This is a genomic window from Mesorhizobium bavaricum (genome assembly GCF_056781655.1).
This window is the reverse complement of record NZ_CM165566.1, coordinates 6,035,319-6,048,959: the sequence shown is the minus strand read 5'-3', so window position 1 is coordinate 6,048,959 and position 13,641 is coordinate 6,035,319. Positions and strand designations below refer to the sequence as shown.

The following is a 13,641-nucleotide window of genomic DNA, read 5'->3' as shown; positions in this document are numbered from 1 at the left end:
GTCATGAGCGCGAAGGCCACCACGGCACCAACCCGTCAGACCTCGCCTGGCCTGCGGCGGACCATCGCTGCCGCCGCGGTCCTGGTTCTGCTCGGCGCCATGGCGCTCGACACCAAGGTCGTCAGGATCGGATCCGCGGGCGACGTTCGCAGCGCCGTCTTTTCCGCGGCAGACTATGGCAAGTCGGAGTTTCCCAAGGTGCAGGCCGATGTCGAAGCACGCGCCGCCGACGCGGTGACGGTGGCGACGGCGATCGCCAAGGACAGGGCGACGGCCGAAAAGGAATACGGCGTGCCCGCCGGCGTCGGACCGGTCATCTCGGTCAAGTTCAGCGGCGTCGTCGGCGAGGGAAAATCGGGCATCTACAAGGTCGCCGTCGAAGGCGTGCCGGACACGTTGCAGGTTCGCGTGCAGACGGGCCCGGCGATTAACGGCACCGAACTGCGCGACGCCACCGGCAAGATCACGTTTGGCCAGTTCACCAATCAGATCGAATACCAGGACGCTGGCTCGGCGCTGAACAACGAGATGAAGAAGGAAGTCCTGGCAAAGGTCGATACCAGCGCCCTGACCGGCAAGACCATATCGGTGGTCGGCGCGTTCAAGCTGGTCAATCCGAAGAGCTGGCTGGTCACTCCGGTGAGGCTGGAGGTGCAATGAAACCGGCTGCCGACACCGGGCCCGCGACTGGAGACGCCGTGCTTTCGGCGCGCAACATCGTCATGTCGTATGGCGGCGTTCATGCGCTCAAGGGCGTCAATTTCGACATCCATCGCGGCAAGGTCACCACGCTTTTTGGAGAGAACGGCGCTGGCAAGTCGACGCTGATGAAGATCCTGTCCGGTGTCGTCACGCCGACATCCGGCGACATCGTGCTCGACGGCAATCTCGTCAGTTTTTCCTCGTCCTCGGACGCGCGCGATCGCGGCATCTCGATCATCCACCAGGAACTCAGCCTGGCGCCCAATCTCAGCGTTCGCGACAACATCTTCATGGGCCGCGAACTGCGCACCAGGACCGGCCTCGACTTCGTCGAGGAGTCGCGCCAGGCGCGCGCGCTGATGGCCGACCTCGAGGAGGACATCGACCCGATGACCCTCGTCGAGGATCTGCGCCTCGGCCAGCAGCAGATCGTCGAGATCGCGCGGGCGCTCTCGGTCAACTCGCGCATCCTCATCATGGACGAACCGACATCGGCACTCAGCGCGACCGAGGTGGAAGTGCTGTTCAGGGTGATCCGCGATCTGACCAGCCGCGGCGTATCCATCGTCTACATTTCGCATCACCTCGAAGAGGCGCTGCAGATCACCGATTACGCCGTTGTCCTGCGCGACGGCGCGATAACGGCGACGGCTGAAGCCGGGGACATCGATCTCGAGTGGATCGTCCGCAACATGGTCGGCGAGAATTTCGATCTCGGCTCGCCGCCGACCGGCCATGAATTCGGCGAGGTCGCGCTGTCGATCGAGGATGTCAGCGTCATAGACACTTCGGGCTCGGGCTATTCGGTCGTCGATCACCTGTCGCTGGACGTCAGGGCGGGCGAGATCGTCTGCATCTATGGGCTGATGGGCGCCGGGCGCACGGAATTGCTGGAGGCCGTCGCCGGACGGGTGCCGATGGCGGGCGGCCGTGCGCTGCTGGAAGGCGAGGACGTCTCGGGGCTGAGCATTGCCCAGCGCATCGCCAGAGGCCTTGTTCTGGTCCCCGAGGATCGCCAGCGCGATGGGCTGGTGCAGACGATGACCGTCGGCCGCAATCTTTCGCTTGCCAGCATCGAGGCGTTTGCGAAAGGCCTGTTTCTGTCCCGCTCCAGGGAGCGAGAGCTGGTCGAAGAGTCGATCCGCAAGGTGACCGTCAAGACCGCGGGCGGCAACGCCATGATCGGATCGCTGTCCGGCGGCAACCAGCAGAAGGTCGTCATCGGCAAGATGCTGACGACCAACCCAAAAGTCATCCTCCTCGACGAGCCGAGCCGCGGCATCGATGTCGGCGCCAAGGCCGAGGTCTTCCGCTTGCTGAGCGAGCGTGCCGCGCAAGGCCTGGCGGTCGTCTTCTCGACTTCCGAGGTCAACGAGTGCCTCAGCATTGCGCACCGGATCGTCGTCATGCGCCGGGGCAGGATTTCAGCAGAGTTCGGCGCCAACGCCACCAAAGAGCAGATCATGGCCGCCTCCGGCGAAGCCGTGGTCGCCTGATCACCAGGAATTTCGGAGCCCCGACCATGACCGACGTCAGCCAGGCCAGAAAACAGTCCAGTCCAAGCGCGCGCGGCGAAGGCTTCGATCTCGCCAAGCTGCTGCTCGAGGGCCGGGCTTTCTTTGCCCTGATCGTCATCATCGTCGTCTTCTCGATCCTGTCGCCCTACTACCTCTCGGTGGCGAATTTCCTCACCATGGCCTCGCATGTCGCCATCTTCGGAATTCTCGCGGTCGGCATGCTGCTCGTCATCCTCAATGGCGGCATCGATCTGTCGGTGGGGTCGACGCTCGGCTTGGCCGGCGTGGTTGCCGGCTTCCTGATGCAAGGCGTGACGCTGACCTGGCTGGGCGTCGTTCTCTATCCGCCGGTCTGGGTGGTCGCGGTGATTGCCTGCATGCTCGGCGCCGGCGTCGGGCTGATCAACGGTGTGCTCATCGCGCGCTTTAAGGTTCCGGCTTTCGTCGCCACGCTGGGCGTCATGTACATGGCCCGCGGTCTGGCGCTGCTGATGACCAGCGGCCTGACCTACAACAATCTCGGCGGCAAGCCGGAGCTCGGAAACACCGGCTTCGATGCGCTCGGCTTCAACCGCCTGTTGGGCGTGCCGACCGGCGTGGTGGTTCTCGCGGTCATCGCGCTCATCGGCAGCATCGTCTTGAACCGCACCGCCTTCGGGCGCTGGCTCTACGCATCAGGCGGCAACGAGCGCGCGGCCGAACTGTCCGGCGTTCCGGTCAAGACGGTGCAGGTTTCCGTCTATGTGCTGTCAGGCATCTGTGCCGCCATTGCCGGCCTGATCCTGTCCTCGCAGCTGACCTCGGCTGGACCGACCGCCGGCACCACCTACGAACTGACGGCCATCGCGGCCGTCGTCATCGGCGGTGCGGCGCTGACCGGCGGGCGCGGCAACATCCGCGGAACCCTGCTTGGCGCCTTCGTCATCGGCTTCCTTTCCGACGGTCTGGTGATCATCGGCATCTCGTCCTACTGGCAGACAGTGTTCACCGGCGCGGTCATCGTGCTCGCCGTGCTCCTCAATGCCGTTCAGTATCGCCGCCGCAGCAAGCTCCCAAGCTCGACAGGTGGCCAACCGACTTCTCAGCAACGGGGGAAGGCCGAGCCGGCCAATCCTGCCCAAGGGAAGACTGCCATGTGAACTGGCAGCAATACCGCGTAAATCATTTGGAGGAATGTACATGAAAACAATGCTGAAAAGTCTGCTTGCAGCCGCGATGGTCGTCGGGTTTACGGCCGCCGCGTCGGCCGCAGGCCTGATCTCGATCATCGTCAACGATCCGGCCAACCCCTACTGGCTGACCGAAGGCAACGTCGCCAAGGCCGAGGCCGAGAAGCTCGGCTATACGGCCAACGTCGCCGCCCACAAGGGCGACACCAACACGGAAAGCAACCTGATCGACACCGCTATCACCAACAAGTCCGTTGCGATCATCCTCGACCCGGCCAACGCCGACGGCTCTGTCGGTGCGGTGAAGAAGGCGATTGCCGCCAACATCCCGGTCTTCCTCGTCAACGCCGAGATCAACCAGGAAGGCCTCGCCAAGGGGCAGCTTGTCTCCAACAATGCTCAGGGTGCTGCTCTGGGTGCCCAGCAATGGGTGCAGGCAGTTGGCGAAAAGGGCAAATATGTCGAACTCCTCGGCGCCCCGTCAGACAACAACGCCGCCACACGCTCGAACGGTTACGCGACCGTGCTGAGCCAATATCCGGACCTGGAGAAGGCCGCCTCGCAGGTCGCCGACTGGGATCGTACCAAGGGCCACGACAAGATGCAGAGCATGCTGCAGGCCAATCCCGACATCATCGCCGTGATCAGCGGCAATGACGAAATGGCGCTCGGCGCGGTTGCTGCTCTGAAGGAAGCCGGCAAGCTTTCCGGCATCAAGGTCGGCGGCTTCGACGGCTCTCCGGACGCGGTTGCGGCGATCAAGTCCGGCGAACTGCAGTACACCGTGCTTCAGCCAGTCGCCATCTTCTCGGCCAAGGCCGTGCAGCAGGCGAACTCGTTCATCAAGAGCGGTGCCACCGGTGCCGCGACCGAGAAGCAGCTGTTCGATTGCCTTCTCATCACCAAGGACAATGTCGACAAGTACACCGCACCCTTCGTGCTGTCGGAATGAAACCTGCACAGGGGGTGTCCTTGCGGACACTCCCTGCCTCTTCTACGGCTTGAGACGACACGATTGTGCTTGTCAATTGCCTTCGTAACCAACCGGAATTTGCGGCATGAAAGATCTGCTGATCGGGATCGACGCGGGAACGTCGGTGATAAAATCGGTCGCTTTCGATCTGTCCGGGCGGCAGCTCGCCATGACGTCGGTGACCAACAGCTTCGTCACGCTGGAAGGTGGCGGCGCCGAGCAGGACCTGGATCAGACCTGGCGCGACATGGCACAGACGGTTCGCGACCTGGCGACCAAAATTCCCGACCTCGCGCAACGAACCGCGGCAGTTGCCATCACCGGGCAGGGCGACGGAACCTGGCTGATCGATGGCGACGGCTTGCCTGTCTCGCGCGCCTGGCTGTGGCTTGACGCCCGCGCCGGACATCTGGTGGACGAGATGCGCGCCGATCCCCGCGATCGCACGCGGTTTGACCTGACCGGCACGGGGCTCAATTCCTGCCAGCAGGGCGCCCAGCTTGCCTTTATGAAAAAGAACAATCCGGACATGCTGGAGCGGGCGGCGACCGCACTGCATTGCAAGGATTGGCTCTACTTCAAGATGACGGGCGAACGCGCCACCGATCCGTCCGAAGGAACTTTCACCTTCGGCGATTTTCGCTCGCGCAGCTATTCCGACGAAGTCTTCGACATCCTGGGTCTGACGACGCATCGCCGCCTGTTGCCTCCGATGCTCGAAGGCACCACCGACCATCATCCGCTATCGCGCTCGGCAGCGGGAGAGACCGGCCTGCTTGAAGGTACGCCTGTTGTCCTGGGCTACGTGGATATGGTCATGACAGCGCTCGGAGCCGGGCTCTATGATCCCTCAGGCAATGTCGGCTGTACGGTCATCGGCTCGACCGGCATACACACCCGCTTCGCCCGCACACCCGGTGATGTCGTGCTCAACGACGATGGGTCCGGCTATACGATCGCCATGCCCGTTCCGGGTGCCTTTGCACAGCTGCAGTCCAACATGGCGGCGACGCTCAACATAGACTGGCTGCTTGGCCTTGCGCGCGACGTGCTCACTGCCGGCGGCGCCGAGCTCTCGCGTGACGAATTGCTGAAGGCGCTAGACGTCTGGGTGGAGGGATCGGAACCGGGATCGCTGGTCTACCAGCCTTACATATCGCTCGCCGGCGAACGCGGACCGTTCGTCGACCCTAACGCGCGCGCGGGCTTCATCGGTCTTTCGGTCAAGCACGGCTTCGGTGATCTGGCGCGCGCCGTCCTTGAGGGGTTGGCCTTCGCCGCCCGTGATTGCTACCAGGCGATGGGCGCCGTGCCGAGCGAGATCCGGCTGTCGGGGGGTGCTGCGCGCAGCCCGTCTCTGCGTCGCATCATTGCAGCCGCGACCCGGGCCCAAGTGCGAACGAGCAGCCGCCAGGAAGCAGGTGCGGCGGGTGCCGCGATGATGGCCGCCGTCGGCCTTGGCATCTATGGCTCCATGGAAGACTGCGCTGCCGAGTGGGTGACGCCGCTTCTCGGCGACTGCGATGCCTATGACGAGGCGCTTTCGCAAACCTACGATGCGCTCTTTCCTTCCTTCGTCGCGGCGCACCAGGCGCTTCGGCCGGTGTGGAAGGGCATGGCGCGCCGCACAGGAGCAAAGTCTTGAGCAATACAACAGATGTCGTCGATCTCTTCGTGATTGGCGGCGGTGTCAACGGAGCCGGCATAGCGCGCGATGCGGCAGGTCGCGGGCTGTCCGTCATCCTGTGCGAAAAGGATGATCTCGCGCAGGGAACCAGCTCGCGCTCGGGCAAGCTTGTGCATGGTGGCCTGCGCTATCTGGAGTACTATGAATTCCGGCTGGTTCGCGAAGCGCTGATCGAACGCGAGGTGCTGCTCGAGGCGGCGCCGCACATCATCTGGCCGATGCGCTTCGTGCTTCCGCACAGCCCGGAAGACAGGCCGGCATGGCTGGTCCGGCTCGGGCTGTTTCTCTACGACCACCTTGGCGGCCGCAAACGGCTGCCGGGAACCAGGACGCTCAATCTGGGAACAGCGCCGGAAGGGGCGCCGATCAAGGACGAATTCAAGCGCGGTTTCGAATACTCCGACTGCTGGGTCGACGATGCGCGCCTGGTGCTGCTCAACGCCTTGGACGCCAGGCAGCGCGGCGCCAGGGTGCTCACGCGCACCGCCTGTGTCGCGGCGCGCCGCGAAGGCGGACTGTGGTCGATCGACATGCAGGATGGCCGCACGGGTGCGGTCACGAAAGTCCGCGCGCGGGCGCTGGTCAATGCGGCAGGGCCATGGGTCAACGACATCGTAAGCCGCGTCGCCGGGCAAAATTCCACCCGCAACGTTCGGCTGGTAAAGGGCAGCCATATCGTCGTGCCCAAGTTCTGGGACGGACGGCAGGCCTATCTCATCCAGAACAGCGACAAGCGGGTGATCTTCGTCAACCCCTACGAGAATGATCTGGCGCTGATCGGCACGACCGACATTCCCTACGAAGGCAGGCCCGAGGAAGTGGCAGCCGAGGCAAGCGAAGTCGAGTATCTGATCAAGGTGGTCAATCGCTATTTCAAGCGGCAGCTGACACCAAAGGACGTGGTCCATAGTTTCTCGGGCGTGCGTCCGCTCTATGACGACAATGCCGACAATCCAAGTGCTGTGACGCGCGACTATATTTTCGAACTCGACGCTCCGAATGGCGGCGCGCCGCTGCTTTCGGTATTCGGCGGCAAGATCACCACCTTCCGCAAGCTGTCCGAGCATGCGCTGGAAAAAATCCAGCCGTTCTTTCCGACGATGCAGAAGGCATGGACGGCGACTGCCGCCTTGCCGGGAGGCGACCTGCCGAACGCAGACTTCGAACAGTTCCTGAGCGACCTGCACACCGAGTTTTCGTGGCTCGGCCCGTCGCTGGTGAAGCACTACGCTCGAAGCTACGGCACCCGTGCCAGACAATTGCTCGCCGGGGCACTTGGCGAGGCCGATCTCGGCCGCCGCTTCGGCCCCGATTTTTATGAACGCGAGGCAAAGTTCCTGGTCGCGACCGAATGGGCGGGCACATCAGCCGATATCCTGGAACGTCGTACCAAACATGGCCTGCATATCAATGCAGCCGAGCGGAAGACATTCGAAGACTGGTTCGGTAACATCATGGCGACGGCAGACTGATGGCCTTCACGCTTTCCCTCAACACCAACCCGCTGGTCAACCGCTTTGCCGATCCCGACGACCTGATCGACGCGATTGCCTATGGCATCGGCATCCGCGACGTGCAGCTGACGCACGAATTCGTCAACCCGGGCTGGCCGGCGGCGACGATTGCCAAATTCCTGCGCCGGTTCAACAGCGCGCTTTTGCGGACCGGTGTCAGGATCACCTCCGGCATGACCGGACCCTATGGCCGGCTCAACCATTTCGGCCATCCGGACGCGGATGTCCGGCGCTACTATGTCGATTGGTTCAAGACCTTCGCCGACATTTCCGCCGAACTCGGCGCTTCGGGCATGGGCACGCAGTTCGCCATATTCACCTACAAGGATTACGACGATCCGCAACGGCGGGAAGTGCTTCTCGACATCGCGCTCGAATGCTGGCGCGAGGTTGCCGAACACGCCAGGGCGGCGGGGCTGACATACCTGTTCTGGGAGCCGATGTCGGTGGGCCGCGAGTTCGGCCACAGGATCGAGAGCTGCGTTGCCCTGCAGCGCGCCATCGATGCGGCGAAGCTGCCCATACCGATGAAGATGATGGTGGACATCGACCATGGCGACGTCACTTCGCCCGATCCTGCCGATACCGATCCCTATGCCTGGGCGAAAGCGTTTCCATTGCAATCGCCGATCATCCACATCAAGCAGTCGTCGATGAACAAGGGCGGGCATTGGCCGTTCACGGCCGCCTACAACAAGGATGGCCGCATAATTCCGCAGAAGCTGCTCGACACGGTGCGGCAGGGCGGCGGAACCGACAATGAAATTTGCCTTGAACTTTCCTTCAGGGAGAGGGAACCGGTCGATCATCAGGTGATCGAGATGATCCGTGAGTCGGTGGATTTCTGGGCGCCTTACATCGACAGTGGCCGTGACAGTCTCAAGCCACGGGCTGAATGAATCAAGCGCCGTCCGAATCTCGGATCTAAGGAGAAAAGAATGACCCCATATTGGGTCGGCACGAGCTGGAAGATGAACAAGACGCTGACGGAAGCGCTGGAGTTTGCCGATGCGCTGGCGGCGTTCGTGCCCGGTTTCGATCAGGCGATACAACCTTTCGTCATTCCGCCGTTCACCGCCGTGCGCGAGGTCAAGGCGGCGCTGGCCGCGACCCGCGTGAAAGTCGGCGCCCAGAACATGCATTGGGCTGACGCCGGTGCCTGGACGGGGGAGGTTTCGCCGGTGATGCTCAGGGATTGCGGGCTCGACCTGATCGAACTCGGCCATAGCGAGCGCCGCGAGCATTTCGGCGAAACGGATGCGACTGTCGGATTGAAGACTGCGGCCGCAGTCAGGCACGGTTTCGTGCCGCTGATCTGCGTTGGAGAGACGCTGGCCGAGCGCGAAGACGGCCGCGCCGATGACATTTTGACTGCCCAGGTTCTCGGGGCGCTACACGGTCTGAAGGACGATGAATTGTCGGCAGAAATCCTCTTTGCCTACGAGCCGGTCTGGGCGATCGGCGAGAAGGGTATCCCGGCAAGCGCCGGCTATGCCGACAAGCAGCAGGCGCTGATCAAGCAGGTCGCTGCAAGCCGGTTGCCGGCTGCCCCGCTCGTGCTCTACGGCGGCAGCGTCAATCCTGGCAACGCGGCCGAATTGATCGGCCAGCCGCATATCGATGGCCTGTTCATCGGTCGCTCGGCATGGCAAGCGGAAGGCTATATCGACATTCTGAAAAAGGCGTCGGCCGCCATCGGGCGCTGACCGTCAGAGCAATTCCAGGAAGAGTGTGAAACGGTTTTCCATCCGGACTTGCGTCAACCACTCTACGACAAGAAAGCAAAGGAGTTCATCGCCATGAAAATCGCACTCGGAGCCGACAGCGCCGGCAAGCCGCTGCTCGATGTCATCGCCAAGCATCTCGCCACGAAGCCGGAGCTGCAGGTCGTTGATCTCAGCCAGGCCGGATACTACGCCGATATCGCCGCCAAGGTCGGCCACGAAATTCTGGACGGCAGCTACGACCGGGCCATCCTGTTCTGCGGTACCGGCATTGGCGTCAGCATATCCGCCAACAAGGTCCCAGGTATTCGCGCCGCGTTGACCCACGATACCTATTCCGCCGAGCGCGCCGCCAAGTCCAACAACGCCCAGATCATCACCATGGGCGCCCGCGTCATCGGTCCCGAACTGGCGAAATCGATCGCCGACGCGTGGCTCGCTTCGGAGTTTGATCCGAACGGTCCGTCCGCCGCAAACGTTCAGGCCATCGACAAGCTCGACAGCAAGCGCTGAAGGCGTCGGGACTGACTGGTTGAACTAGACGGTCAAGGCGTCCCGCATCGCCTCGATCATGGTTACGGCGGACGCGGCGCCTGGATCCATATGGCCAAGCGAGCGTTCGCCGAGGCGGGAGGCCCGGCCCTTGGTGGCGATCATCGCCTTCGTCGCTTCCGCGCCTGCCTTTGCCGCCTGCGCGGCAGCCTCGAGACTGCCGGCCAGACCCTTGCCGGAGGCCAGCGCCTCGCCCGCCGCCTGCGCTGCCGGCGCCCATGCATCCATCATCGTCTTTTCGCCTGGCTCGGCCTTGCCGCGATCTTGAATGCCCTTGGCCATGGCCTGGAACATTGCAACTGCGTCGGCGTCGTCGAGCGTTGCCTTGCCCTTGACGGCTGCCGCGCCGCGCATGAACGCGGTGGCATAGAGCGGACCCGAGGAGGCGCCGACGGCACTCAGGAACGATTTTGCCGCCGTGTTGAGCAATGTGGTCGGATCGGTGGACCCGGTATCCAGCGCCGCGACCGCATCGCGTGCCGCTGAAAATCCGAGCTCCATCGCAATGCCGTGGTCGGCGTCGCCGATGATGCCGTCAAGCGCGCACAACCGGTCCCTGTCGGCTGACATGGCGTCTGCAATGGCCGCGAACATGCTGGCAAGCCGGGCAGTGTCGATTGTCGTCATGTTCTTGTCCCTTGCCGCAGAGCAGGTTTAGCCAGCGCGAAACATGGCGCAGTCGCAAGGATGGTCCAGCATCGTCTGCAACTCACCGTCGAGTTGGTGCAGCGTGATCGAGGCGCCGGCCATTTCGAGCGAGGTGCAGTAGTTGCCGACCCACGTCGCATGAATCGACACACCGATATCATCGAGCCTCTGCTTCACCCGCCGGTTCATGATGTAGAGCTCCATCAGCGGCGTCGAGCCGAGCGAGTTGACGAGCACGGCGACCTTGTCGCCACGCGCCGGCGCCATCTCGTCGAGGATCTTGTCCAGCATCTCATCGGTGATCTCGTCGGCCGTCTTCAGCTTTTCGCGGGCGATGCCGGGCTCGCCATGGATGCCCATGCCGATCTCCATCTCGTCCGGCCCGATCTCGAAATTGGGCCGGCGGGTCTGCGGCAGCGAACAGGGCGACAGCGCCACGCCCATGGTGAAGGTGTGGTCGTTGGCCTTCCCCGCGATGCGCTCGCATTCGTCGAATGACAGCATCCGGTCGCAGGCGGCACCGGCCGCCTTGAAGATGAAGAAATTGCCGGCGACGCCGCGCCGCTTGTGCCGCTGGTCACGCGGTGCCGAGGCGACATCGTCGGTGCTCAGCACCGTGCGCACCTCGATGTCGTCCATCGCCGCCATCTCGGCGGCCATGTCGAAATTCATCACGTCGCCGGCATAGTTCCCGTACATGAACAGCACGCCGGAGCCGCCGCTGACCGCCTTGGCGCATTCGAGGATCGGATCGGGTGGCGGCGAGGCGAAGACGTTGCCGATTGCCGCCGCATCGGCCAGCCCCTTGCCGACGAAACCGAGGAAGCTCGGCTCGTGGCCCGAGCCGCCGCCAATGACGAGGCCTACCTTGCCCTGGCGCGGTCCGTCGCGGACGACGATCGAGCGTCGGCTGCCGTCCAGGCTTTTGAGATGGCGGGGATGCGCGGCCAGGATGCCTTCCAGCATCTCGTCTACGGCGCGGTTGCCGTCATTGATGATCTTCTTGGTCTGCACCGGCAGCCTCCCGATTTCGATATTTTTGCAGATGATACCGGGTGTTATCGGGATTTCCACCCGGCTGCGAGCATTTCACGCGCTGAGGTGTCCTCGCGCCGCCACCGTTGACGAGCCATGCCTGGACGGACGCGTCTAGTCGGGTTTCGCCAGACCCGAATTGAACTTGCGCCGGGTGGCGGGTCAAGAATTGGCCGGTCCTTGCGATTGTCTCGGAAAAGTCCCGGCGGTCAACCCGGACCGCGGCCCGAGGACCTGCCTGTCCGCGAAAACGACGTGCGGAGGCGATAGCGGTCGCCGGCATATCGGATCGTTGAGGAGAGCAGCGGCCGGCCGGCCGCATCGACGATGAGCTGGCGCATCACCAGGGTCGATTTGCCCACGTCGATGTCGAGATGGCGCGCCAGTACAGGATCCGCGCCGCGCGCCTCGATCGTCGTTTCGGCGCGGGCCAGGTCGACGCCTGCATCGATCAGCAAGCCGAACAGCGACGCGGTTCGAAAATCGACCCCGCTGAGGTCGGGAACAAGAGCGAGGGCGAAGAACGAGGTGTCGACGGCGACCGGAACCTGGTCGAGGCGCCGGATCCTCTCCAGGTGGAAGAGCGTGGCGCCGGGGGCGATCGAAAGCTCCTCGGCCTCGTCCAGCGAAGCAGGCGCTTCCGCGGCGCGCAACACGTCGGAGGAGGGTGTCAGGCCGAGGCGCTTCGCGGTTTCGCTGAAGGATTCCAGCGTGTTTGGAAACTCCTTCGGCACCTTGGCCGAGACGTACCAGCCGCGCCCGTGTGAAGGCGTCAGCACACCTTCCTCGACAAGGCTTTGCAACGCCCTGCGTAAGGTCACCCTGCTGATCGACATGCGCGTGAACAGATCGCGCTCGGCCGGCAGGCGCGCCCCCGAGGCAAGTTTGCCGGTGGCGATCTCCTGCCGGATCGCATCGGCCGCTTGCCGCCAGAGCGGTTCGGGTCCGTCCGACTGCAGTGGCGAGCCCTCCATCTCAGTCACCCATCCGCCTTCACCTTCTCCCAGACGCCGGTTCGCATCGAACGGTAGCAGGCGTCAATCACCTGGTTGACGATGACGCCGTCCTCGAAGGTTTCCAGTGGCGTTGTCCCCGCCGCGAAGTGTTCCACAAAATGCCGCATCTGTTGTGAAAAACCGTAGGCCCGGGTCTCCTCGGGCACCGGATAGACCCAGCCAGTCTCGGAATCGGCCTTTTCAACCAGATAGCCCACCGGCTTTTCGATAAAGCCCCAGACCGGACCGACCGAAGTGTCGGTGACGATGCGGCCGGCCGAGCCGACCAGTTCGTGGCGAAGCTGCATGCCGCCTTTCTCGATCCATGACGATTCGATCGTGGCGAGCTGGCCGCCGGTGAATTTCAACAGCGCGATCGCGGTGTCTTCTCCTGTCGTCTTGTCGCCATGGACCAGCGTTGCGCCCCACGCCATCACCTCGGTGATCAGATTGTCCTTGCCAAAGAAGTGGCGCGCGCTTTCGACGGTGTGGCAGCCCATGTCGAGCAGGGCGCCGCCGCCTGCGAGCTCGGCGTTCCAGAAATGCGGCGCATGCGGCCCCGAATGCGCTTCGCGGGCGCGCATGGTGAGGAGATTGCCGATGCCCCCCGCCTGTATCATCTGGTGGGCCTTGGCGATGTTGGGGGAGAACACGGCGCATTCAGCATAGCCGTGCCAGATGCCGGCGCGCTGGACGATGTCGAGGATTTCCTGCGCTTCCTTGCCCGTGCGCGCCAACGGCTTGGTGCAGATGACGGCCTTGCCGTGCCCGGCGGCAATCCTGACGGCTTCGAGATGGATCTCGTTGGGCAGAGCGATCACCACGAGCTCGACAGCCGGATCGGCGCAAAGGGCGTCGATATCCCTGTGGGCGGTAACCTTTGGACCCCATTTTTTCGCGAAGGCTTCCGCACGCTCGAAACTGCGCGACGAGCAGGCCACGAGCTCGGCGTTGCGCACGTCGAGCAGCGAGTCCGCATAGGTCTCGGCGATGAAACCCGAGCCTAGAATTCCAACTCCAATCATCAAGTCCTCCCAAATCCAGACCGTGTGCCCTGTCTGTTTGCCGTGCCCGGTCGGGGCACGAGGCCATTCAACAGGAAAAGACAACACAATACCACTTGTC

13 protein-coding genes are annotated in these 13,641 nt (G+C 63.4%); 9 read left to right on the top strand and 4 right to left on the bottom strand.

The annotated features are described in order from the left end of the window. The first annotated feature begins 3 nt into the window (after positions 1-3). The 9 genes from AC1RZR_RS29580 to derI all read left to right on the top strand — a co-directional run bounded on the left by AC1RZR_RS29580 (position 4) and on the right by derI (position 9,799). Positions 4-660, top strand: coding sequence for a DUF2291 family protein (locus AC1RZR_RS29580; RefSeq protein ID WP_481826831.1), 657 nt, complete (start codon positions 4-6; stop codon positions 658-660). Then, positions 657-2,198 carry a sugar ABC transporter ATP-binding protein gene (locus tag AC1RZR_RS29575; protein ID WP_481826830.1) on the top strand — a complete coding sequence of 514 codons (1,542 nt, stop codon included), beginning with the start codon at positions 657-659 and terminating at the stop codon, positions 2,196-2,198. The genes AC1RZR_RS29580 and AC1RZR_RS29575 overlap by 4 nt, the downstream gene beginning before the upstream one ends. A 26-nt stretch (positions 2,199-2,224) precedes the next feature. Next, entirely contained in the window at positions 2,225-3,358 is a 1,134-nt protein-coding gene (locus AC1RZR_RS29570; RefSeq protein ID WP_477273492.1) for an ABC transporter permease, read from the top strand. A 40-nt stretch (positions 3,359-3,398) separates the two neighbouring features. Continuing rightward, positions 3,399-4,340, top strand: a complete 942-nt coding sequence (locus AC1RZR_RS29565; RefSeq protein WP_481826829.1) for a D-ribose ABC transporter substrate-binding protein — start codon at positions 3,399-3,401, stop codon at positions 4,338-4,340. Positions 4,341-4,446: 106 nt separating this feature from the next. Beyond that, positions 4,447-6,006, top strand: a complete 1,560-nt coding sequence (locus AC1RZR_RS29560; RefSeq protein ID WP_481826828.1) for an FGGY-family carbohydrate kinase — start codon at positions 4,447-4,449, stop codon at positions 6,004-6,006. Beyond that, positions 6,003-7,520, top strand: a complete 1,518-nt coding sequence (locus AC1RZR_RS29555; protein WP_481826827.1) for a glycerol-3-phosphate dehydrogenase — start codon at positions 6,003-6,005, stop codon at positions 7,518-7,520. The genes AC1RZR_RS29560 and AC1RZR_RS29555 overlap by 4 nt, the downstream gene beginning before the upstream one ends. Beyond that, positions 7,520-8,461, top strand: a complete 942-nt coding sequence (locus AC1RZR_RS29550) for a sugar phosphate isomerase/epimerase family protein (RefSeq protein WP_481826826.1) — start codon at positions 7,520-7,522, stop codon at positions 8,459-8,461. Before AC1RZR_RS29555 ends, AC1RZR_RS29550 begins: the two co-directional genes overlap by 1 nt. Positions 8,462-8,500: 39 nt before the next feature. Next, the gene (locus AC1RZR_RS29545; RefSeq protein ID WP_481826825.1) at positions 8,501-9,268 is read left to right on the top strand and encodes a triose-phosphate isomerase; all 768 of its coding nucleotides are present in this window, start codon (positions 8,501-8,503) and stop codon (positions 9,266-9,268) included. A gap of 93 nt (positions 9,269-9,361) precedes the next feature. After that, complete coding sequence (gene derI / locus AC1RZR_RS29540) at positions 9,362-9,799, top strand: D-erythrulose-4-phosphate isomerase (RefSeq protein WP_111547084.1); 438 nt, start codon at positions 9,362-9,364, stop codon at positions 9,797-9,799. A 24-nt stretch (positions 9,800-9,823) separates the two neighbouring features. Here derI and dhaL read toward each other — a convergent pair whose 3' ends face one another. The 4 genes from dhaL to AC1RZR_RS29520 form a co-directional block, all read right to left on the bottom strand. Further along, a complete protein-coding gene (gene dhaL, locus AC1RZR_RS29535; RefSeq protein WP_481826824.1) occupies positions 9,824-10,465 on the bottom strand; it encodes a dihydroxyacetone kinase subunit DhaL in 642 nt (213 codons plus the stop codon). 27 nt (positions 10,466-10,492) lie between these two features. Then, complete coding sequence (locus tag AC1RZR_RS29530; protein ID WP_477273504.1) at positions 10,493-11,500, bottom strand: dihydroxyacetone kinase subunit DhaK; 1,008 nt, start codon at positions 11,498-11,500, stop codon at positions 10,493-10,495. 230 nt (positions 11,501-11,730) lie between these two features. Beyond that, positions 11,731-12,495: a GntR family transcriptional regulator gene (locus AC1RZR_RS29525; RefSeq protein WP_477274111.1), complete on the bottom strand. Its 765-nt coding sequence runs from the start codon at positions 12,493-12,495 to the stop codon at positions 11,731-11,733. 5 nt (positions 12,496-12,500) lie between these two features. Then, on the bottom strand, positions 12,501-13,541 hold the full coding sequence (locus tag AC1RZR_RS29520; protein WP_481826823.1) for a Gfo/Idh/MocA family protein: 1,041 nt from the start codon (positions 13,539-13,541) through the stop codon (positions 12,501-12,503). Positions 13,542-13,641: the final 100 nt, after the last annotated feature.